This window comes from Serratia sp. LACPHL-BACT-2024-00286, assembly GCF_043109535.1.
In the GTDB taxonomy this organism is placed as follows: domain Bacteria; phylum Pseudomonadota; class Gammaproteobacteria; order Enterobacterales; family Enterobacteriaceae; genus Serratia; species Serratia sarumanii.
The window spans coordinates 356,517-377,062 of the sequence record NZ_JBICNA010000003.1 but is presented as its reverse complement, the minus strand read 5'-3'; the positions used below and the strand labels follow the sequence as shown (position 1 = coordinate 377,062).

General features: G+C 60.0%; 18 protein-coding genes. 5 read left to right on the top strand and 13 right to left on the bottom strand.

Annotation, left to right across the window (positions count from 1 at the left end):
• The first annotated feature begins 51 nt into the window (after positions 1 to 51).
• Together ACF8MC_RS11505 and ypfH are read left to right on the top strand one after the other, a co-directional pair.
• Positions 52 to 2,064, top strand: a complete 2,013-nt coding sequence (locus ACF8MC_RS11505; protein ID WP_164105175.1) for a tRNA(Met) cytidine acetyltransferase TmcA — start codon at positions 52 to 54, stop codon at positions 2,062 to 2,064.
• Between the two features lie 120 nt (positions 2,065 to 2,184).
• Complete coding sequence (gene ypfH / locus ACF8MC_RS11500) at positions 2,185 to 2,874, top strand: esterase (protein ID WP_049194842.1); 690 nt, start codon at positions 2,185 to 2,187, stop codon at positions 2,872 to 2,874.
• Positions 2,875 to 2,904: 30 nt separating this feature from the next.
• On the opposite strand, the gene ACF8MC_RS11495 is transcribed toward ypfH, so the two are convergent.
• From ACF8MC_RS11495 to ACF8MC_RS11470, 6 genes are all read right to left on the bottom strand, one after another.
• The gene (locus ACF8MC_RS11495; RefSeq protein ID WP_004941720.1) at positions 2,905 to 3,090 is read right to left on the bottom strand and encodes a YpfN family protein; all 186 of its coding nucleotides are present in this window, start codon (positions 3,088 to 3,090) and stop codon (positions 2,905 to 2,907) included.
• A 2-nt stretch (positions 3,091 to 3,092) separates the two neighbouring features.
• Positions 3,093 to 3,767, bottom strand: a complete 675-nt coding sequence (locus ACF8MC_RS11490; protein ID WP_033635494.1) for a M15 family metallopeptidase — start codon at positions 3,765 to 3,767, stop codon at positions 3,093 to 3,095.
• On the bottom strand, positions 3,764 to 4,891 hold the full coding sequence (dapE, locus tag ACF8MC_RS11485; RefSeq protein ID WP_033648807.1) for a succinyl-diaminopimelate desuccinylase: 1,128 nt from the start codon (positions 4,889 to 4,891) through the stop codon (positions 3,764 to 3,766). Before dapE ends, ACF8MC_RS11490 begins: the two co-directional genes overlap by 4 nt.
• Positions 4,888 to 5,274 carry an ArsC family reductase gene (locus ACF8MC_RS11480; protein ID WP_164105176.1) on the bottom strand — a complete coding sequence of 129 codons (387 nt, stop codon included), beginning with the start codon at positions 5,272 to 5,274 and terminating at the stop codon, positions 4,888 to 4,890. Before ACF8MC_RS11480 ends, dapE begins: the two co-directional genes overlap by 4 nt.
• Positions 5,275 to 5,528: 254 nt before the next feature.
• A complete protein-coding gene (locus ACF8MC_RS11475; protein ID WP_033648805.1) occupies positions 5,529 to 6,080 on the bottom strand; it encodes a LuxR C-terminal-related transcriptional regulator in 552 nt (183 codons plus the stop codon).
• A 531-nt stretch (positions 6,081 to 6,611) separates the two neighbouring features.
• Positions 6,612 to 7,043, bottom strand: a complete 432-nt coding sequence (locus ACF8MC_RS11470) for a GNAT family N-acetyltransferase (RefSeq protein ID WP_043147804.1) — start codon at positions 7,041 to 7,043, stop codon at positions 6,612 to 6,614.
• Between the two features lie 284 nt (positions 7,044 to 7,327).
• On the opposite strand from ACF8MC_RS11470, the gene ypfM reads away from it, so the two are divergent.
• On the top strand, positions 7,328 to 7,387 hold the full coding sequence (gene ypfM / locus ACF8MC_RS11465; protein WP_100396732.1) for a protein YpfM: 60 nt from the start codon (positions 7,328 to 7,330) through the stop codon (positions 7,385 to 7,387).
• 126 nt (positions 7,388 to 7,513) lie between these two features.
• Here ypfM and acrD read toward each other — a convergent pair whose 3' ends face one another.
• Positions 7,514 to 10,651: a multidrug efflux RND transporter permease AcrD gene (gene acrD, locus ACF8MC_RS11460; RefSeq protein WP_033635489.1), complete on the bottom strand. Its 3,138-nt coding sequence runs from the start codon at positions 10,649 to 10,651 to the stop codon at positions 7,514 to 7,516.
• 293 nt (positions 10,652 to 10,944) lie between these two features.
• Between acrD and ACF8MC_RS11455 the strand changes: the two genes are divergently transcribed.
• A complete protein-coding gene (locus ACF8MC_RS11455; protein WP_004941750.1) occupies positions 10,945 to 11,223 on the top strand; it encodes a helix-turn-helix domain-containing protein in 279 nt (92 codons plus the stop codon).
• A gap of 32 nt (positions 11,224 to 11,255) precedes the next feature.
• Here ACF8MC_RS11455 and ACF8MC_RS11450 read toward each other — a convergent pair whose 3' ends face one another.
• From ACF8MC_RS11450 to ACF8MC_RS11440, 3 genes are all read right to left on the bottom strand, one after another.
• The gene (locus ACF8MC_RS11450; protein ID WP_353038706.1) at positions 11,256 to 11,888 is read right to left on the bottom strand and encodes a response regulator; all 633 of its coding nucleotides are present in this window, start codon (positions 11,886 to 11,888) and stop codon (positions 11,256 to 11,258) included.
• Between the two features lie 161 nt (positions 11,889 to 12,049).
• Positions 12,050 to 13,726 (bottom strand): nitrate/nitrite two-component system sensor histidine kinase NarQ, encoded by a 1,677-nt coding sequence (gene narQ, locus ACF8MC_RS11445; RefSeq protein ID WP_041036208.1) that lies wholly within the window; start codon positions 13,724 to 13,726, stop codon positions 12,050 to 12,052.
• 260 nt (positions 13,727 to 13,986) lie between these two features.
• Positions 13,987 to 15,633 carry a M60 family metallopeptidase gene (locus ACF8MC_RS11440; RefSeq protein WP_164105177.1) on the bottom strand — a complete coding sequence of 549 codons (1,647 nt, stop codon included), beginning with the start codon at positions 15,631 to 15,633 and terminating at the stop codon, positions 13,987 to 13,989.
• A gap of 234 nt (positions 15,634 to 15,867) precedes the next feature.
• Here ACF8MC_RS11440 and nudK point away from each other — a divergent pair, with 234 nt between their 5' ends.
• Positions 15,868 to 16,443, top strand: coding sequence for a GDP-mannose pyrophosphatase NudK (gene nudK, locus ACF8MC_RS11435; protein ID WP_033635486.1), 576 nt, complete (start codon positions 15,868 to 15,870; stop codon positions 16,441 to 16,443).
• Positions 16,444 to 16,493: 50 nt separating this feature from the next.
• Here the strand turns inward: nudK and tkt are convergent, their stop codons facing one another.
• The 3 genes from tkt to ACF8MC_RS11420 form a co-directional block, all read right to left on the bottom strand.
• Positions 16,494 to 18,488: a transketolase gene (gene tkt / locus ACF8MC_RS11430; RefSeq protein WP_164105178.1), complete on the bottom strand. Its 1,995-nt coding sequence runs from the start codon at positions 18,486 to 18,488 to the stop codon at positions 16,494 to 16,496.
• Positions 18,489 to 18,506: 18 nt separating this feature from the next.
• Positions 18,507 to 19,457 carry a transaldolase gene (gene tal, locus ACF8MC_RS11425; protein WP_033655004.1) on the bottom strand — a complete coding sequence of 317 codons (951 nt, stop codon included), beginning with the start codon at positions 19,455 to 19,457 and terminating at the stop codon, positions 18,507 to 18,509.
• Between the two features lie 257 nt (positions 19,458 to 19,714).
• On the bottom strand, positions 19,715 to 20,308 hold the full coding sequence (locus tag ACF8MC_RS11420; RefSeq protein WP_033655003.1) for a lytic polysaccharide monooxygenase: 594 nt from the start codon (positions 20,306 to 20,308) through the stop codon (positions 19,715 to 19,717).
• Positions 20,309 to 20,546: the final 238 nt, after the last annotated feature.

Below are 20,546 nucleotides of genomic sequence, written 5' to 3'. Positions count from 1 at the left end.
CAAGTGCCGGAGCCTGACTCCGGCATTTTTTTCGGATTGAGATACAGCCTTATGTTACAGGCAGCGCAACAACTCATGCGGCGGCAGGGCATCCGGCGCCTGCTGGTGCTCAGCGGTGAACCCGGCTGGTGCCGCGAACAGGCGCAGCGGCTGGCGGCGACGCTGCCGGGCGACTGGCCGTGGGTGGGGGAAAACCCGCCGCCCGGCCTGACGGCGTTGGCGAGCGGCACGGTGCGCCAACTGCTGGGGCAGGAACGGCTGCACGCGGTATTCGACGCCGGCCAATCGCTGGACGTGGAGGCGTTGGCGGCGCTGTGCGGCGCACTGCGCGCCGGCAGCTGGCTGCTGCTGCTGACGCCGCCCTGGCGGCAATGGCCTCAGCTGCCGGACGGCGACAGCCTGCGCTGGAGCGATTGCCCACAGCCGATCACCACCCCGCATTTCATTCACCATCTGCAGCAGCACCTGGCCGACGACCGAGAAGTGACGATCTGGCGGCAGGATGAGCCTCTGACGCTCGCCGAGCTGCCGGAGCGCGAGGGTTGGCTGCCGCCGGATGGCCGGCCGACCGGGGAGCAACAGGCGATCTTGACGGCGCTGCTGCAGGCCGAATCCGGCGTGTGGGTGCTGACCGCCGCCCGCGGCCGCGGCAAATCGACGCTGGCCGGCATGCTGGTGGCGCAGTCGCCGCTGACCTGTTGGATCACAGGGCCGAGCCGCGCCGCCACGGAGGTGGCCGGGGAATGGGCGCAGGGGCGCGCGCAGTTTTGGGCGCCCGATGCCTTGCTGGCGCAGTGTCGGGAGGGGGACGTCGGCGCCGTGGGCTGGCTGCTGGTGGATGAAGCGGCGGCGATCCCCGCGCCGCTGTTGCAGCAGCTGATCGGTTATTTCCCGCGCGTGCTGCTGACCACTACGGTGCAGGGGTATGAGGGCACCGGCCGCGGTTTTCTGCTGAAGTTTTGCGCCGGGCTGCCGTCTTATCAGGCGTTGAGCCTGCAACAGCCGATGCGCTGGGCACAGGGCGATGCGCTGGAACGGGTCACGGACAATGCGCTGTTGTTCAATGAGCTGCCCGCCTGGCCGGCGGATGGCCAGGCGATCGATTACAGCCAGGCAGAGCAGCGTGAGCTGTGCGCCGATCCGCAGCGGCTGGCGCGTTTCTACGCCCTGCTGAGCAGCGCGCATTACCGCACCTCGCCGCTGGACTTGCGCAGGCTGATGGATGCGCCCGGCATGCACTACGGGCTGGCGCAGGCCGGGCCAGAGGTGGTCGGCGCCGTGTGGCTGGTGGACGAAGGCGGCTTGAGCACCGAGTTGGCGCACGATGTGTGGGCCGGCCGCCGTCGGCCGCGCGGCAACCTGGTGGCGCAGTCGCTGGCGGCGCACGGCGGCCAATGGTGGGCGCCGACGCTGCGTTCACGGCGCATTACCCGCATCGCGACGCTGCCGGCGCTGCGGCGGCAGGGTATCGCGCGTCAGCTGATCGAACGGCAACGCCGCCAGGCGCAGGGGCTGGATTTCCTGTCGGTCAGCTTCGGCTATACCGAGCCGCTGTGGCGCTTTTGGCAATCCTGCGGTTTCGAGCTGGTGCGCATCGGCAGCAAGCCGGAGGCCAGCAGCGGCTGCTATACCGCGATGGCTATTTTGCCCTTGAGCGAGCAAGGGGAGGCGCTGCGACACGCGGCGCACAAGCATCTGGCGCGCGACTGGCCCTGGCTGCGGCAGCGCATCGAGCTCGCGCTGGCGATCCCGGGCGACGACGGCGATACGTCGCTCGGCGAAGAGGACTGGCGTGAGCTGGCCGGGTTCGCTTTCGCCCACCGGCCGCTGGAGGCCAGCCTGGGGGCATTGCAGCGTTTGCTGTTGGCCAGCAATCTGCCGCTGCCCGCGCTGCGCGGCCATCTGCAGCGGCGGCAATCCCCGGCAGCCTGCGCGGAGCAGGCGGGCGTCAGCGGCCAGAAAGCCTTGCTGCGCCACTGGCGGCATGAAACGGCGCAGGCGCTGGAACAGCTGAATGCGCAGCATTGCCGCTACTGGCGCGACTGGGCGCAGTCGTTGCAATAAATTGAACAATTCGCTCAATAAAACCCGATTTTCCCGCTTTCTCAACGGCGTATAGTCACTGTCAGCGGTGCGGCGGCGACTGTCCTCGCACCAGGTTTGGTTACTATTAAGGAGTCATCGATGAAACATGAGCATTTCGTTGTCCAAAGCCCGGCGACCCCGGCGGCGCAGCTGATCTTGCTGTTTCACGGTGTCGGCGACAACCCGGTGGCGATGGGGGAGATCGGCAGCTACTTCGCCAAAGAGTTTCCTCAGGCGCAGGTGGTGAGCATCGGTGGCCCCGAAGCGTTTGGCAACGGCGCCGGGCGCCAGTGGTTTTCGGTGCAGGACGTGACCGAAGAGAACCGCGCGGCCCGTATTGCAGACGTGATGCCGCAGTTTGTGGCGGTGGTGCGCCATTGGCAGCAGCTGAGCGGCGTGGGCTATGCCGGCACGGCGCTGGTGGGGTTCTCGCAAGGGGCCATTATGGCGCTGGAAGCGTTGAAAGCGGAAACCCGGCTGGCCGGGCGCGTGGTGGCGTTCAGCGGGCGTTTCGCCCAGCTGCCTGAGCAGGCTTTCGGCGACAGCGTGGTGCATTTGATCCACGGTGAAGAGGACGCGGTGATCGCGGTGCAACACGCTCACGCGGCGGCGGAAGCGCTTCGGGCCGGCGGCGCCGATTTCACGCTGGACGTAGAGGAAAACGTCGGGCACGCGATCAACCAGGGCATGATGAACGCCGCGCTGGAAAGGCTGCATTATTATGTGCCGCAGCGCTACTGGGACGAAGCATTGTCCGGCAAGCGCGGCGAGCTGATCGCCTTTCGCTAAAAACTCAGGGCGCCGATAAGCGCCCTGGTGTCATTTCTTTTTCGGCCAGTCGTCTTCGTCATCCCACTGGGCATTATTGTCGCGGTGCGGCGGTATCTCCGGCTTGTTGGCCAGATAGCTTTTCACGTCGACGCGGCGCAGTTCCTTGATGCCGCTGACGACCATTCCCACCAGAACCAGCAGGATAATCCACCAGTAATCAGCTAACCATTGCATAGCTACTCCTTTACTTCACTGCGTATAAAACGCGAAAAAATCGAGGGCAGATGGCGTTCGAGCCATTCGGCACCGGCGACCTCCTTGTCTTGCCAGGCCGCCAGCAACAGCGCCGGGGTCAGCAAATGCTCGGCTTCTTGCGCCAGCGGCCGGTAGCTCAGATGCCACGGCTCTACCGCCACGCCACCGCTGTCTTCGGTAAAGGGGCGGTAGAAACCGAACTCGGCCATATGCGCCGTCAGCCACTGGTTGAGCGGCGCAAAGTAACCGCCTTCTTCATATTCCCACGGCTCCAGCTGCAGCTTTTTCCCTTCCGGCAGCAGCGACGGATCGTACACATCCAGATCGCTGCCCCAGTGATGGCGGCTGGCGCCCGGCAGGGCCGACCAGCGCAGGATCGCCTCACAGCGCTCGGCGGCGGGCAGCGGCGCGACGTCGATCGGGCGGCTGTCCTTATCTAATACTGGCCGCTGGCCGCAGAATTTGCCATTCCAGATCGCCAACTGCCGGTCGAAATCGCGGAAGGTGCTGGCGGGCTGGAGATCGAATCCCGCCTCACGCGCCGCTTGCTGCATCGCCAGGAAGGCGTTGACCGCCTGCGGCTGCAGCCGATGGTTCCCGCTCAGCGGCGCCAGGTGTTCGGTTGAGCGGCCGGTGAGCATCTCTGCGTTGATCATGCGACCAATTGCTCCATGATGCGTTGATACATGCGGCTCAGCAGCTGCAGATCTGCGGCGTTGACGCATTCGTTGACCTTGTGGATGGTGGCGTTGACCGGCCCCAGCTCCACCACCTGCGCGCCCATCTGCGCGATAAAGCGGCCGTCGGAGGTGCCGCCGGTGGTCAGCAACTGCGGCGTCAGTTCAGAATAGTGCTCGACGGCGTTGACCACCGCATCCACCAGCGCGCCGCGCGAGGTGAGGAACGGTTGGCCGGACAGCCGCCACTCGATGCTGTAGTTCAGCTGGTGGCGTTCAAGCAGCTCTTCCACGCGCTGCTTGATCATCGCATCGGTCAGCTCGGTGCTGAAACGGAAGTTGAACTGCACATAAAGATCGCCCGGGATCACGTTGTTGCTGCCGGTGCCGGCCTGCACGTTGGCGATCTGCATGCTGGTCGGCGGGAAGAACTCGTTGCCGCGATCCCATTCGATCGCCACCAGTTCATTCAGCGCCGGCATGGCGCGGTGCACCGGGTTGTCCGCCAGGTGCGGATAGGCGACGTGCCCCTGTACGCCGTGGATATGCAGGTTGGCGGTGATGGAGCCGCGTCGGCCGTTTTTCACCACGTCGCCGACGCGCTCGGTGCTGGACGGCTCGCCGACCAGGCAGTAATCCAGCCGCTCGTTGCGCGCCATCAGCGCTTCGACCACCTTAACCGTGCCGTGGGTGGCGCTGGCCTCTTCATCCGAGGTGATCAGAAATGCCAGGCGGCCCCGGTGATCCGGGTTGGCGGCGACAAATCGCTCGGCGGCCACCACCATTGCGGCCAATGAACCTTTCATGTCCGCCGCGCCGCGGCCATACAGCATGCCGTCGCGGATCGCCGGTTCAAACGGCGGGTTGTCCCAACGCTTTTCATCGCCGGTCGGCACCACGTCGGTGTGCCCGGCAAACGCCAGGGTTTGCCCTTCGCCGCGCCAGGCCCAGAAATTCTGGGTGTCTTCGAAGTCCATCGCTTCGACGGTGAAGCCGATTGCCTGCAGACGATCGATCATCAGCTGCTGGCAGCCTTCGTCATTCGGGCTGAGGGAAGGGCGCTTGATCAGCTGCTGGGCCAGTTCGATAACCGGGCAAGTCATACGGCGACCTCGGCGATAAATTGCTGGTAAGCGTCGGCGTTAAAACCGAGCAGGGCGCGGCCGTTGCCGTCGTTCAGCAGCGGGCGTTTAATGATTGCCGGCTGCGCCAGCATCAGCGCGATGGCGGCGTCGGCGTTATCGCAGGCGTTGCGCTGCGCTTCATCCAGCTTGCGCCAGGTGGTGCCGCGGGTATTGAGCAGCGGCTCCCAACCCAGTTGCGCGACGAAACCGCGCAGCTGCTGTTCGGTCAGGCCGTCGGCGCGGTAGTCGTGAAAATGATAGGCCACGCCCTGATCTTCCAGCCAGCGGCGGGCTTTCTTGATGGTGTCGCAGTTTTTGATGCCGTACATCGTCAGCGTTGTCTGTTGCGGTTTGTTTGCCATGGCGTAAAGCTACCTGTCTCGTCGAGTCGATACTGGGCGGCGGGCGCGGTCTTAGGCCTTCTCGCCGCCCGGCGATAGCAGAGATAATGCCAGTAAAGCGGCGGCGAGATCCAGACAACGATGCGCGCGAGATGCGATTGAGCACCAGGGAGAGAAGTTGGCAATGTGGTTGAACGGCAGACTTCGCCGACGGTGCTTGTAAAAGACGTCGGCGAACGCGTTCAGCCGCCAATGCGGATCTGGGCTCAGAGGAACTATTCTTTATTAATTTTTATATTTAAACGATCGGTTAAACACCGTACGCGGGTAATATGCAACAGCGGTTTTATTCTGCTGGCGCCAAGCTTTTTCATGATTCTCGATTTGTAATGATTGGCGGTTTTGTTTCTTATATTCATAGCGTTGCTGATATCGGTCAGCGATTTTCCCGTCGACCACTCCGACAGGAAAAGGGACTCGCGCCGGGAGAGCTGCGGCGGCTCGGTATAGTGACTGTAGCGCGTATATAAATCGCCGATCAGGTGGCTGAAACGGCTTAAAGATATAAGGTTTGATAATATAATGGTCTTATTGTCGACAATCACCATCTCATGCGGGCAGTCGGTAATAATGACTATTTTGTAGGTTTTGGGGTTGGCATATTCATCGCGGTAACGCGCTTCAAAATTGGCGAGGGTGACATCGATAAAACAGACCCTTCTGCGGTTAAAGTCGGCTGGCGTGTTTTTTTCTGACCATGTTTGATTTATCAGTTGTCTGATACCGATAATGGTATAGGTACATTCGCTGAAAATATCGATCTTCATATTATTATAATCCTTTATTTTTTATTCCCGGTGGCGACGGTTATCTTAAAGTATAAAAATAGAAATAATCGAAATAATTAAATGTTGAATTATTTACAATGATGAATCTCAACATTTACCTATACCGCTGGTTTAGTCAGTTTGTTTTTTATTTTATTGATAATCAATAGATAAATAGGAGTAATAAAAAGTGCCGCAAGAGGGGTAGAGGTTTTTAAATAGATGCCAGCTATCAATCAAGGAGAATTAAAAGGAAATATCATAGATTATTCCTATCGTAAATTAATATTCGATCGTTTTTACCGATCTTTTGGTTCGTGATAGCTTTGTAAGAGGTCTAATGACTAAGAAATATCTCTGACAGGAAGTTCAAACGTTTTCTCATTCATGGTTGTAGAGGTGAATAATAGTGAAAATAAAAAGTTAAAAGAGAGTGTGTATTTTTTCTGGGGCGTTTTGGCTAAGCGTTTTATCTGTCTCAAGCATATCGTCAGCTGTATTCTTCTGAGAAAAGTATTTTGATCAAGATGATCAGCGGATATAACCGCCGTTTTGCAACCGTTGCAGTGAGGCGCCGTCCGCATACACCATGCCGGTGGTCAAATCATGAAAGCCGTACTTTTTATAGAAGGCCAGTTTTTCCGGCACGGAATAGATGAAAATCTTGCCGAGCGGCGCCAAATCTTGCATCACCCGATCCATCAACCGGCGCCCCAGCCCTTGCCCCTGAAAGCGCGGATCGATCGCCACGTCGGCCAGATAAGCGACCGAGGTCAGGTCGCTGATGGCGTGCGCGGTGGCGATCAGCTCGTTGCCGATAAACCCCCAATAGCAAAACTGGCTGTGTTGGTAAACGCGCCGCAGGGTGTGCGGATCGCGCTTGCCCAGCCCGGCGGCCTCCAGCAATTCACACAGCCGCTGCCAGTCGATGGCGCGGCGGTTCGGGTCGGTGATAATTTCCATCGTTTTCCTCTAACCAATAAGACTGAGGTCGGCGGCATAGTGCCGAATGGCGCGCTGATACCCGCGGATGTCGGCGCTCCATTGTCGTATTTTTATACCTTTTACACGCTACCGCGGAGAAATTGATATCACAAGGGAATAGCAGCACTGAGTATTGATCAGATAAATACGAAAATGTGCGCTAAGCCCGGTTTCCGGGCCCGGCATCGTTCCCGTTTCCCTTCACATGGTCAAAAAACAGGCGTAGAATCCGCTTCGTCAAATAATTGAGGTTGTAAAGTATTATGGTTGATCGTGAATTAGGAAACTGGAAAGACTTCATTGATGAGATGTTGGGCAACTGACACAGCGTTGAAGCAGATGGCAAGGTTGAGTCATTGGAAAGTCACTGAAACACCTTGGGAACGAGATTATCGTTCGAAATAAAGCAGCATCGGTAACCCGACGCTGCTTTTTTTATGCCCAGGCTATCACTCCCCGGCGGCCGTCGTATTGCCTGCCGGATGCGCTTTGCCCGGGAAGCGGCGGCGCACCAGCACGAAGAACAGCGGCACGAAGAAAATCGCCAGCAGGGTGGCGGAGATCATGCCGCCCATCACCCCGGTGCCGACCGCATGCTGGCTGCCGGAACCGGCGCCGCTGCTGGTGGCCATCGGCAGCACGCCGAAGATGAACGCCAGCGAAGTCATCAGGATCGGCCGCAGACGCATGCGTGATGCGTCGAGCGTCGCGGACATCAGATCCTGCCCTTTGTGGTTCAGCTCGTTGGCGAATTCGACGATCAGAATGGCGTTTTTCGCCGACAGCCCAATGATGGTCAACAGGCCGACCTGGAAATAAACGTCGTTCTCCAGGCCGCGCAGCCAGGTGGCGGCGACCGCGCCGATCACCCCCAGCGGCACCACCAGCATCACCGAGAACGGTATCGACCAGCTTTCATACAGCGCCGCCAGGCACAGGAACACCACCAGCAGCGAGATGGCGTACAGCGCCGGCGCCTGCGAGCCGGACAAGCGTTCCTGGTAGGAGAGCGCCGTCCATTCCAGCCCGAAGCCGGTCGGTAACTGGCTGACCAGTTTTTCCATTTCCGCCATGGCGGTGCCGGTGCTGACGCCGTTGGCCGCCTCGCCGACGATTTCCAGCGCCGAGTTGCCGTTATAGCGTTCCAGCCGCGGCGAGCCGTATTCCCAGTGTGAACTGGCGAAGGCCGAGAACGGCACCATGCCGCCCGCGCTGTTGCGCACATACCATTTGTTGATGTCTTCCGGCAGCATGCGGAACGGCGCGGCGGCCTGCACGTAAACTCTCTTCACCCGGCCGCGATCGACGAAGTCGTTGACGTAGGTCGAACCCCAGGCGGTAGAGAGGGTATTGTTGATGTCGTCGATAGATACGCCCAGCGCCTGCGCCTTGCGCTGATCGATATCGATCTGCAGCTGCGGGCTGTCGTCCAGGCCGTTGTGGCGCACGCGCGACAGCAGCGGATTTTGCGCCGCCAGCTGTAACAGTTGGTCGCGAGCCGCCATCAGTTTGGCGTGCCCCAACCCGGCGTGATCTTCCAGTTCCATGTCGAAGCCGGAGGAGTTGCCGAGGCCGGTGATCGCCGGCGGGCTGCTGGCGATCACCCGCGCTTCGTTAATCTTGTTGAATGCCAGCGTGGCGCGATCGATGATGTCGAACGAGCTGTTGGCGCCCGAGGTGCGCAGATCCCAGTCTTTCAGCCGAACGAACAGACGCGCCACGTTTTGGCCGTTGCCCCCCGGCCCGGAGCCGATGATGGCGAACACCGACAACACGTCCTGTTTCTCTTCGGTGAGGAAATACTGCTCGACCTTTTCCACCACTTTAGAGGTTTGCTGCAGGGTCGAGCCCGCCGGCAGCTGTACCTGTACGGTGAAAATACCGCGGTCTTCCTGCGGCAGGAACGAGGTCGGCAGCTTGATGAACAGCAGCGCCATGCCGCCGAGCAACAGCAGATAAATCACCATGTAGCGGCCGCTGGCGTGCAGAATGCGCCCCACGCCGCGCTCATAGCGTTCGGCGTTGCGGTTGAACATGCGGTTGAACCAGCCGAAGAAGCCGCGCTTGCCGTGATGGTGCCCCTTGGCGATCGGTTTGAGCAGCGTGGCGCACAGGGCCGGGGTCAGGATCATCGCCACCAGCACCGACAACACCATGGCGGAAACGATGGTGATGGAGAACTGGCGATAGATGGCGCCGGTGGTGCCGCCGAAGAACGCCATCGGCACGAACACCGCCGACAGCACCAGGGCGATGCCGACCAGCGCGCTCTGAATTTGCCCCATGGATTTGCGCGTGGCTTCACGCGGCGGCAGGCCTTCTTCGCTCATCACGCGTTCGACGTTTTCCACCACCACGATGGCGTCGTCCACCAGCAGGCCGATCGCCAGCACCATGGCGAACATGGTAAGGGTATTGATGCTGAAGCCGCAGGCGGAAAGGATGGCGAAGGTGCCCAGCAGCACCACCGGCACGGCGATGGTGGGGATCAGCGTGGCGCGGAAGTTCTGCAGGAACAGATACATCACCAGGAACACCAGCAGGATGGCTTCCAGCAGCGTTTTCACCACGTCCTTGATCGAGGCTTTGACGAAGGGGGTGGTTTCATAGGCCACTTTGGCCTCCAGCCCGTGCGGGAAGTATTGCGACAGCTCGGCGATCTTGTCTTTCACCAACTGGTCGGTCTGCAGTTCGTTGGCGCCGGAGGCCAGCTTGATGTTCATGCCCGCGGCCTGCATGCCGTTGTAACGGCTGAGGTAGTTGTAGTTTTCGCCGCCCAGTTCGACGGTGGCAACGTTGCCCAGCGTCACCAGCGAACCGTCCTGATTGACCCGCAGGGTGATTTGGCGGAACTGTTCCGGCGTCTGGAGCTGCGACTGGGCGTTAATGGTGGCGTTCAGCGCCTGCTTATCGACCGATGGCGTGCCGCCCAACTGGCCGACCGCGACCTGGGCGTTCTGCGACTGAATGGCGCTGACCACATCCTGGGTGGTCAACTGGTAGCTGTTGAGCTTGTTGGGATCGAGCCAGATGCGCATGGCGTATTGCGAGCCATACACGTCCATGCTGCCGACCCCGTTGATGCGGCTGAGCGGATCCTGCAGGTTGGAGACGATGTAATCGGCGATGTCCTGCCTGTCCATGCTGCCATCAGTGGAGACGAACGCCACCATCATCAGCGTGGTGTCGCCGGATTTCGAGACCGTCACCCCCTGATTTTGCACCGCCTGCGGCAGGCGTTTGATCGCGGCCTGCAGCTGGTTTTGCACCTGCTGCATCGCCTCGTTGGGATCGGTACCGGCTTCGAACGTCAACGTCACGGTCGCCTGGCCGGTATTGGTGCTCTGCGACGACATGTACATCATGTTGTCGAGGCCGGTCATATTCTGTTCAATGATTTGGGTGACGGTGTTTTCCAGCGTTTGCGCCGAAGCACCTGGGTAAGTTGCGCTGATGCGCACGTTCGGCGGCGCCAAATTCGGGTATTGTTCTACCGGTAAAGAAAAAATCGCCAACGCCCCGGTCAGGCAAAGAATAATTGCCAGCACCCAGGCGAAAATCGGGCGATCAATAAAAAAATTGGCCATGCAGCGCGAACCTCGTTATGACTTGTTCTATCTTTAAAACGCATCGGAAATATGCATTTCAGCGGCAGGGAAGGATTCCGGCGCTATTGCACTTTACTCGGGATAGCCGAGGAAAGCGTGGAGAAAAAAAGGAGATAGTGTAAATAACGGTAGCGGAAAACGGCGTGGGCGTATCGGCGTCGGTAATTGTACGCTATTAAGACATTTTTATTACTATCAAAGGCCTTGCGCATTTTTTCGCCGCAGGGAATCGAAAAGTAAAAACTGGCCTCACCTTACAGCAGGAGCTTGGCATGGGAATTAACCCGGTATTTGCCCGTCGGCTTTATTTATGCTGGCTGATCAGCCACAGTGAGCGGCCCAATGTGCCGCGGTTGATGGCGCTGACCGGCTGGCCGCGCCGTACGTTGCAGGATGTGCTGAAGGCGCTGCCCGGCATGGGCGTCGAGCTGCAGTTCGTGCAGCAGGGCGTGCGCAACAACGACGGTTTCTATCAGTTGGAAAGCTGGGGGCCGTTCAACAAGAGCTGGGTACACCAGCATCATCAGGCGCTGCTCAGCGCCATCGAGTAAGCGGCCCCGGCGGATCGGCCGGGGCGGGGCGATCAGTGGCTTTTGTACTCCAGGTACATCACCGTCGCCGCCACGCGAGAACGCACGTCCAGCTTGCGCTGTATGTTACGGATGTGTACCTTCACGGTTTCTTCAGAGATATGCAACTGCGCCGCCACCTGCTTGTTGGACAGGCCGCGCGCCACCTCTTGCAGGACGTCCAGTTCGCGTTCGGTCAAGGCGGCGAAGGGATCGCGCTGCTCGCTGCGCGCCAGCAAATAGTCGGCCATCGCGTCGCTGATCACGTTCTGGCCCTCGGCGGCGGCGCTGATGTGCTCCAGCAGTTGTTCGGGTTCGCTGTCTTTCAGCAGATAGCCGTCGGCGCCGGCGTCGATCAGCGCATACAGATCGCTGCGCGCGTCGGAGACCGTCAGCACGATGATGCGCGCGTCCACGCCTTCGTCGCGCAGGGCCCGCAGCGTATCCAGCCCCGACATGCCCTTCATGTTCAGATCCAACAAGATCACGTCCGGAGCGTGCTGCAGCGCCAGCGCAACCGCCTCGCTGCCGTTGCCGGCCTCTGCCACCACGCCAAATCGCGCATCCAGTCCCAGCAGTTGTTTGATGCCGCGCCGCATCAACGGATGATCGTCAACGATCATGACTCGGTATTGCTTCATCACCATGAAATATGCTCCCTGTAGCAAGTAAAGCCACTCAAACGCGCCCGGAGGCGTGCTTCACAGTGGGACTGTCTCTTCAAAAATAGCGGCATTCTGCACCGCAAACCTCTCCGGGCGGCCTTCAGGCCGGCGGCAACCGTAACGCAGAGTGAACAGCCGCAAGGTCAGGGCGAGAATGTCAGGCAGACCGCCGTGCCGCCGCCGCTTCTGCGCCGGATGCGCAGCGTTCCTCCCAGTCGCGCCGCGCGTTCGCTCATGATGGTCAAGCCGTAATGCCCTTCCGGTTCTTCCAGACTGGCGATGCCGCAACCGTCGTCGGTAATGCTGAATACGTTGTCGCCTGCGGCGTTGACCTCGCAACATACCGCGATCTCGTTCGCTCCGGCGTGCTTGACGGCATTGAGCACCGCCTCGCGCACGATCTGCAGCGCGTGCACCTGCTGCTGGGCGTTGAGCGCCTGCGAGGGCAGCCGACAGTGTAACTGAATCCGCGCGGGGGTTAGCGCCTTTAATGGCTGCAACAGTTGCTCCAGCGCGGCATTCAGATCCGCCTCCTGAATGTTGAGGCGGAAGGTGGCCAGCAATTCTCTCAGCTGGCGATAGGCATCGGCCAGCGTGCGCTCGAAATCGTCGATAATCGCCTGCGCCGCCGGATCGTCGGCGGCGCGCCGGAGCAGCGTCAGCTGGATGCGCAGGAACGACAGCGTCTGCGCCAGCGAATCGTGCAGCTCGCGTGCGATGGTTCCACGCTCTTCCATCAACAGCAGATATTGGTGCTGCTTTTGCGCCCGGTTGAAGTAGACGCCGCGCCCCAGCATGTTGGCCAGGCTCTGCATCAGGTGAGGATGCGGCGGCTGCGCTTCGGGCTGCCATCGCAACTCGCCCAGCAGTTTATCGCCTTGGGTGATCGGCAGCGCGCTCCAGGTTTGCGCCGGCGCCGGCTCTCCTTCGTTCAGTTGCCACTGGCCATGATCGTCCGCCACGTTCAACCGGATGCAGCGCAGTCGTTCGCTTTGGCGCACGATGCGCAGCGCATTTTCGAACGCCTGCTGATCGATCTGACGCACGCTCAGCGCCTGCGAGCAGCGATAGAGCACCTCCAGCGTGTCGTTGGCCTGCTGCAGGCGCTGGGTCTTTTCCTGCACTTTCAGCTCCAGCGACTGATAGAGGCGGGCCAGCTCGTCAGACATGGCGCTGAAGGTTTGCGACAGCACGCCGAGCTCGTTCGGCAGCGCCACGTCCAGCTGCGGATGGCGAAAGTCGCGCTGTTGCACGCGCTGGCTGGCGTCGACCAGATGCTGCAGCGGCGTGACCACCTGGCGGCGCATAAAGCGGATGCAGAACAGCACCAGACCGATGATGGCGGCGTAGCCCAGTACGCTGACGGCGGCCACCAGGGTGAGTTTCAACTCGGAATAGCGCTGCAGAGCGGAAACGAAATGATCGACGCGGTTGACGTAGCCGGCGACCTCAGCCCGGTAGGCGGCCGCCTGCCCGTCGCGGATCTGCCGCTCCATCGTTTGCCATGTTCGTTGCAGCGCCAGATAGTGGTTGCGCACCTCGGCCGGGACGTAAAAGCGCGCCAGCTTTTGCAGCGCGGGCGCCTGCAAAGATTGCCGATACTGCTGCAGGTGCAGCTCCAGCTCCGGGCTCTGCCGCTCGAGATCGAAGGCCAAGCGGTAGCTTTGCATGCGCAGCGAACCGGCAATGTTGATCGCCTCGGCATCGCTCTGGCTGCCGGCGACGGTCGTCAACGCCAACCCGGTGGCGAGCACCGACAGTATCACGATGCCGAACAGCGCTCTGGCCAGGCTGCCGGTCACGGAACGTTTAACAAGCAATCACGGAATCCTTTTCTCTCAGGTGAGGCGCTTCGCCAGTTTCATTCGAAAGCAAAACTATAACTTTTGCAACTAAATTGCACCGCGATTTGTATCAAGTTGTCAACAAAACGGGAACAATTGTCGTTGTGTAATCAAATGAATAGCGAAATGCCCGCCGATGTTCAGCGGCGGGCCGGTTTTCTCTGAAGATTTGCCTTTAGCGCGGATGAAATCAGGCAGAAGGCCCCCTGTTTCTGGGGGCGCTTTATTGCCGCGCTTCAGGGCGTCGGCAGATTCATCGCGGCCACCTGCTTCGCTGCGTGGTCGCTGAAGCGCAGCCCCCAGCGGGTGAAGTACTCGCGCAGATCCTGCCCCGCCTCCCGGCTGTAGACGACCACGCTGAAGTCGATGACCTTCTGCGGCGTGCCGAAAACGTATTTATATTTATCCTGCATGGTGTTACCCGGCGCCGCGAAAGTCTGCTTCAGCCGTTCCTGATTAATCCGCGGGAAGAAGGATTCATCATAAGCGTGCAACAGATGGGTAAAAAACCCCAGCGCGACATCATGCTGCTTCTTCGGGAATTCGTCATAGCGCACTTCTGATGCGAGGAACTTACGCACCGCATCCCGATCCCACTCCTTGTCGGCGCCCAGTTTGCAGGTTGGGCCATACTCGAAATCGTTGCGTTCCGACAACAGGCGGCAAGCCAGTACCGAATAACGGTTGACCTGCACTTCGGGGAATACGTTGTATTCCCACTGCGGTTCGTTCTCATGCCCCAGTTCGTGCCAGAGTCCCCAGTGGGCGGCGTTGGCGCGGGTGGTCTTGTCGGTGAAGAAACCGACGTTGACCGCGCCCTCGCGGTATTCGGCGCTGCAGCATTTGCTGTAGTTGAGGAACAGGGAACCCTGTGATGCCGTGAACATCTCGTGGGTGCCGTCCATGCCGTTCACCGCTTCATACAGCGCGGCGATGCTGAGGCTTTCCCCCAGCGATTTATTGATGATCTCCTGCGTTTTGTCGGTGATTTTCTTCGGTACGAAGTGGTTGGATTTACCGTCATACAACACGGCGCCGCCCAGGATGCCGGCGCCGGCCTTCTGTTGCTCCCAGTCGCCTTGCGTATTCTGACCGAGAATGTGCAGGTTGCTGTCGCCACCGCCGCTCACCTCTAACCGGACAAATTCGCCGTTTTGCTGTTTTTGCGGATGGCTGCAGCCTAACGCCAGGACGCCGGTTTGCGCGAAGGTATAAGTGGTCTCCTTGTTGGCATCAAGCTTTCGTTTGTTCGAGTAGATGTTGTCAACGTTATCGAAACGGGCGCTGGTCGCCGCAAAACATGAGCTGCCTGCCGGAATAGTTCCGGCCTTTATCGTGACGCTGTCGCCCTGATTCCCCAGCGTGCGGGTGTAGAAGAAAATTCCGCGCGCCATGCTGCCATACAAGGAGTTGTACCAACTGGCGGCGTGAACGATCGGCAGCCGGTAGACATTTGGCGTGTCTGACGGGTACATCTGCATGGTGCGTTTGAGCCAATACAGCGGCGTGCGGGCATCTTGCGAGTCCGCCAGCGCCTGTTCGGCGTCCTGATTCAGCGCATTCAGGCTGGTGCCGATGTAACGCAGCGCATCGTTGAATCCCTCCTGCTCGGCATAGGCTTGCCACCAGGGAGTCTCCTGGGCGGCACACTGGCCGAGGTTTTGCCAGGGTTCGCCGACCCAACCGGCTACGCCGGGGATATGGTGTTTTTCTGCCCACCATTTATTGGCGAACAGCGTATTGTCCTTTATGACCTGCGTGCCTTTGATGGCGTAGGTTTTAGCCGCCCATTCCGGCACGTTGGCGCAGTCCGCCGCCTGAGCGCCGGCGCTGGCCATCAATAAAAGGCTTAATGGTAACAAGCAGCGATGAGTCAGTTTCACGTTGGTTTTCCCTAAAGAGGCGTTGAAAAATAAAATAGGCGCGTGTTATTAGGATGATGTGGCGCTATCCCTTATGGTTTTTTTTCAGGGTTTCCGCTACTTAGATGTGCTTACTTTAAGATGATTTCAGGTCGGGCCGCCGCCGGGACCGATGATGTTTTGTTGCAAATCGTCTGCCGCGGCGCGGCGTAATCGCGGTATGATCTTCAGGTTGCAACTCAAGGAAAAAGGGTCATGTCGTCGAAAATTGAGAATGTGAAGAAAGAGCTGCTGTCGGACAACTGGTATGTGCTGCATAAGTACACGTTCGATCTGAAACGCAAAAACGGCGGTTCGGTGCAACAGATGCGCGAGGTCTACGATCGCGGCAACGGCGCCACCATTTTGCTGTACAACCGCGCCAAGGGCACGGTGGTGCTGACCAACCAGTTCCGCATGCCGACCTATGTCAACGGCAACGAGAGCGGCATGCTGCTCGAGGCCTGCGCCGGCCTGCTGGACGCCGATTCTCCGGAGCAGTGCGCGCGCCGCGAAGCGGTGGAAGAGACCGGTTTTCAGGTGGGCGAGGTCAAGAAAATCTTCGAAGCCTACATGTCGCCGGGCGGCGTGACCGAGATCGTGCACTTCTTTATCGCCGAATACCATGACGATGAGCGGCGCGCGGCCGGCGGCGGCATTGAAGATGAAGATATTGAAGTGATCGAACTGCCGTTCAGCGAAGCGGTGGCGATGATCGCCGACGGCCGCATTAAAGACGGCAAGACCATCATGCTGCTGCAGTATTTGCAGATCCATCGGGTGATGGCATAAAAAAAGCCGGTCACGATGACCGGCTTTCTTATTGGCTGGCGCCAGGCCGCTTACTTCAGCAGCGCCTGCGCCTTGGCCACCACGTTGTCCACGGTGAAGCCGAACTCGGCGAACAGCTGCTCCGCCGGCGCCGACTCACCGAAGGTGGTCATGCCCACGATGGCGCCGTTCAGCCCCACGTACTTGTACCAGTAGTCCGCGATACCCGCTTCCACCGCCACGCGCGCCGTCACCGCCGCCGGCAGCACTGATTCGCGGTACGCCGCATCCTGCTTGTCGAACGCGTCGGTCGACGGCATCGACACCACGCGCACCTTGCGGCCCGCCGCGGTCAGCTTGTCCGCCGCTTCCACCGTGATGCCCACTTCGGAGCCGGTGGCAATCAGGATGACGTCCGGCGTGCCCGCGCAGTCTTTCAGCACGTAGCCGCCGCGGTACACGTTCGCCAGCTGCTCTGCGGTGCGCGGCTGCTGGGTCAGGTTCTGACGCGAGAACACCAGCGTGGTCGGGCCGTCGTTGCGCTCGATGCCGTACTGCCACGCCACCGCCGATTCCACCTGGTCACACGGGCGCCAGGTGCTCATGTTCGGGGTCACGCGCAGGCTTGCCAACTGCTCCACCGGCTGGTGGGTCGGGCCGTCTTCGCCCAGACCGATGGAGTCGTGGGTGTAGACGAACACGTTGCGCAGCTTCATCAGCGCCGCCATGCGCACCGCGTTGCGGGCGTATTCCACGAACATCAGGAAAGTCGCCGAGTACGGCAGGAAGCCGCCGTGCAGCGCGATGCCGTTGGTGATGGCGGTCATGCCGAACTCGCGCACGCCGTAATGAATGTAGTTGCCCGCCGGGTCAACGTTCAGCGCTTTCGAGCCTGACCACATGGTCAGGTTGCTCGGCGCCAGGTCGGCAGAGCCGCCCAGGAACTCCGGCAGCACCTTGCCGAACGCTTCCAGCGCGTTCTGCGACGCCTTGCGGCTGGCGATGTTGGCCGGGTTGGCCTGCAGTTTTTCAATGAACGCCTTGGCGTCGGCTTTCCAGTCGGCCGGCAGCTCGCCGTTCATGCGGCGCTTGAACTCGGCGGCCAGCTCCGGGAAGGCCCTGGCGTAGGCGGCGAATTTGTCGTTCCAGGCCGCTTCTTTGGCCTGACCGGCTTCCTTGGCGTCCCACTGGGCGTAGATGTCCTGCGGGATTTCAAAGGCGGCGTATTTCCAGCCAAGCCGCTCGCGGGTGGCGGCCACTTCGGCGGCGCCCAGCGCGGCGCCGTGCACGTCATGGGTGCCGGCCTTGTTCGGCGAACCGAAGCCGATAACGGTCTTGCACATCAGCAGCGACGGCTTGTCGGTCACCTTGCGGGCTTCTTCAATCGCGGCCTTGATGGCGTCCGGGTTGTGGCCGTCGACGTTGCGCACCACGTGCCAGCCGTAGGCTTCGAAGCGCAGGGCGGTGTCGTCGGTGAACCAGCCGTCGACGTGGCCGTCGATGGAGATGCCGTTGTCATCGTAGAAAGCGGTCAGCTTGCCGAGCTTGAGGGTACCGGCCAGAGAGCAGACTTCGTGCGAGATGCCTTCCATCATGCAGCCATCGCCCATGAAGGCGTAGGTGTGGTGGTCTACGATGTCGTGGCCCGGGCGGTTGAACTGCGCCGCCAGGGTGCGTTCGGCGATGGCGAAGCCGACGGCGTTGGCGATGCCCTGACCCAGCGGGCCGGTGGTGGTCTCAACGCCCGGGGTGTAGCCGTACTCCGGGTGCCCTGGGGTTTTGGAATGCAGCTGACGGAAGTTTTCCAGCTCGCGCATCGGCAGGTCGTAGCCGGTGAGGTGCAGGAGGCTGTAAATCAACATGGAGCCGTGGCCGTTGGAGAGCACGAAACGGTCGCGGTCAGCCCAGTGCGGGTTAGTCGGGTTGTGGTTGAGGTAGTCACGCCACAGGACTTCGGCGATGTCCGCCATGCCCATAGGGGCACCGGGGTGGCCGGAATTGGCTTTTTGTACGGCGTCCATGCTGAGTGCGCGGATGGCGTTGGCAAGCTCTTTACGAGAAGACATAACGAAACTCCAGTGCGGTTACAGTTGAGCGGCCAACATGTCTTCCAGCTTCTGCTGGTCGACGGCGAACAGGCGAATGCCTTCGGCGAGTTTTTCCACCGCCATGGCGTCCTGGTTGTGCAGCCAGCGGAACTCCGCTTCGGCCAGCGGGGCCGGTTGGTGGAAGCCCTCGGTGGACGGGGTCAGCTTGCGCTCGACCGGCCGGTCACTGTTTTTCAGCTGTTCCAAAAGGTTCGGCGCGATGGTCAGGCGATCGCAGCCGGCCAGCGCCAGGATCTGCTCAACCTTGCGGAAGCTGGCGCCCATGATCACCGTCTGGTAACGATGACGCTTGTAGTATTCATAGATGGTGCGCACCGATTTCACGCCCGGATCCTGCTCGGCATCGTAGTCGGCGGCAGGCTGTTTGGCCTGATACCAGTCATAGATGCGGCCGACGAACGGCGAGATCAGATACACGCCGGCTTCGGCGCAGGCGCGGGCCTGGGCGAAGGAGAACAGCAGCGTCAGGTTGGTGTTGATGCCTTCTTTTTCCAGCTCCTCGGCGGCTTTGATGCCTTCCCAGGTGGAAGCCAGTTTGATCAGGATGCGCGATTTGTCGATGCCCTGTTCTTGATACATGGCGATCAGCTTGCGCGCTTTGGCGACGCACATGCCGCGATCGAACGACAGGCGGGCGTCCACTTCGGTGGAGATGCGGCCCGGCACGCTTTTGAGGATCTCGACGCCGATATTGACCGCCAGCTTATCGCTGGCGTTGATCAGCTGGGTTTCCTTGCTGCCGCCCTGGCGGCGGGCATAGTCCAGCGCTTCGACGATCAGCGCCTTGTACTGCGGCAGCGCGGCGGCTTTCAGGATCAGCGAAGGGTTGGTGGTAGCGTCCTGGGGTTCGAACTGGCGGATGGATTCGATATCGCCGCTGTCGGCGACCACCGTGGTCAGCTGCTTGAGTGCGTCTAATTGATTCATTGATAAGCTCCTTGACCAAGCTCAACGTAGGGAAATGAGAACCTTTTTCATCATAGGGGGAACACACTGCATCATCGGGTCGGGAATGAAAATGCGCTTTTTCTGATTGTTGCGATGGATAATAACAATGAATGCCGAGTAAACCCAGGCGGGGCGCGGTTTACGGCGGGGGAGGCGAGGGGGGCGGTGGCGCGAGAGCCAAAAAAAGAAGGGTTCAGCGCCAGGCTGAACCCTCAAAGATGGCCTCATTTGGCCGATTATTTGCTCAGGTTGACGTCGATCGCCTGATAGAAGGCGTTGGCGGTGTCGGCTACATCCCACACGGCAAGGATCACGTGCGAACCGCTGCGATCTGCCGGTATATTGCACTGGTGGGTAACCTGTGCGGCAGGGATGGCGCCGCCGTCGTTGAACTGGCAGAACGGCGTCAGATCAAAGGAGGCGCGGGTCAGCGGCTGCGAAGCGTCCCAGTTCGGCTTGGTGATGAAATAGCGCCAGCTGGTGGTGCTGTGACGCGCGGTCAGCTTCCAGGTAAAGGAGTTCGGGCCGGTTTTCAGGTTGAGCTTGTTCCAGCGCGTCGGCGTTTGCTGATCCAGTTCGAAGAAGGTGGACTTGTCGGCGCTGGCGATGTGGCCGTCAGCCGGGCCGGCCTGCGGGAAACCTTTCAGGCCTTCGACGCTCTGCGGTTCATACTGCACGCTGCCGCACTGGGTGTTGAGCTGCAGTTTGCACTGATAGGCGCGGCTGGCCGGCGATTCGACATAACCGTGAGCATTCGCCTGTTGCGAAACGCCGAACATGGCTGCGCTCAGCAGGCCCAGAGAGAATAGGGTACGGGAAGTTTTGTTCATAAGTCACTCCTGACTGAAATTATGTTGTAAGTTGAGCGTATTTCACCGACAAAATGAGAGGCTAATAACGTAATTGGAAATAACCCTTCTTGTCGGCTTGTTTTATTTTTATCATTCTGGTCGTGCGGCAGAGCGGAATGTTTTAACGGCTATTAACGAAAATTATTATGATGACGATCTTTGATCGTTAGGCTGAATTTATTTAACTGTCACAATGCAAAAATAGAGCGCTATGATG

Coding starts and splice junctions, on each gene's coding strand:
- ACF8MC_RS11505 (WP_164105175.1), top strand. CDS start 52: ATGTTACAGGCAGCGCAACAACTCATGCGGCGGCAGGGCATCCGGCGC.
- ypfH (WP_049194842.1), top strand. CDS start 2,185: ATGAAACATGAGCATTTCGTTGTCCAAAGCCCGGCGACCCCGGCGGCG.
- ACF8MC_RS11495 (WP_004941720.1), bottom strand. CDS start 3,090: ATGCAATGGTTAGCTGATTACTGGTGGATTATCCTGCTGGTTCTGGTG.
- ACF8MC_RS11490 (WP_033635494.1), bottom strand. CDS start 3,767: ATGATCAACGCAGAGATGCTCACCGGCCGCTCAACCGAACACCTGGCG.
- dapE (WP_033648807.1), bottom strand. CDS start 4,891: ATGACTTGCCCGGTTATCGAACTGGCCCAGCAGCTGATCAAGCGCCCT.
- ACF8MC_RS11480 (WP_164105176.1), bottom strand. CDS start 5,274: ATGGCAAACAAACCGCAACAGACAACGCTGACGATGTACGGCATCAAA.
- ACF8MC_RS11475 (WP_033648805.1), bottom strand. CDS start 6,080: ATGAAGATCGATATTTTCAGCGAATGTACCTATACCATTATCGGTATC.
- ACF8MC_RS11470 (WP_043147804.1), bottom strand. CDS start 7,043: ATGGAAATTATCACCGACCCGAACCGCCGCGCCATCGACTGGCAGCGG.
- acrD (WP_033635489.1), bottom strand. CDS start 10,651: ATGGCCAATTTTTTTATTGATCGCCCGATTTTCGCCTGGGTGCTGGCA.
- ACF8MC_RS11455 (WP_004941750.1), top strand. CDS start 10,945: ATGGGAATTAACCCGGTATTTGCCCGTCGGCTTTATTTATGCTGGCTG.
- ACF8MC_RS11450 (WP_353038706.1), bottom strand. CDS start 11,888: ATGGTGATGAAGCAATACCGAGTCATGATCGTTGACGATCATCCGTTG.
- nudK (WP_033635486.1), top strand. CDS start 15,868: ATGTCGTCGAAAATTGAGAATGTGAAGAAAGAGCTGCTGTCGGACAAC.
- tkt (WP_164105178.1), bottom strand. CDS start 18,488: ATGTCTTCTCGTAAAGAGCTTGCCAACGCCATCCGCGCACTCAGCATG.
- tal (WP_033655004.1), bottom strand. CDS start 19,457: ATGAATCAATTAGACGCACTCAAGCAGCTGACCACGGTGGTCGCCGAC.
- ACF8MC_RS11420 (WP_033655003.1), bottom strand. CDS start 20,308: ATGAACAAAACTTCCCGTACCCTATTCTCTCTGGGCCTGCTGAGCGCA.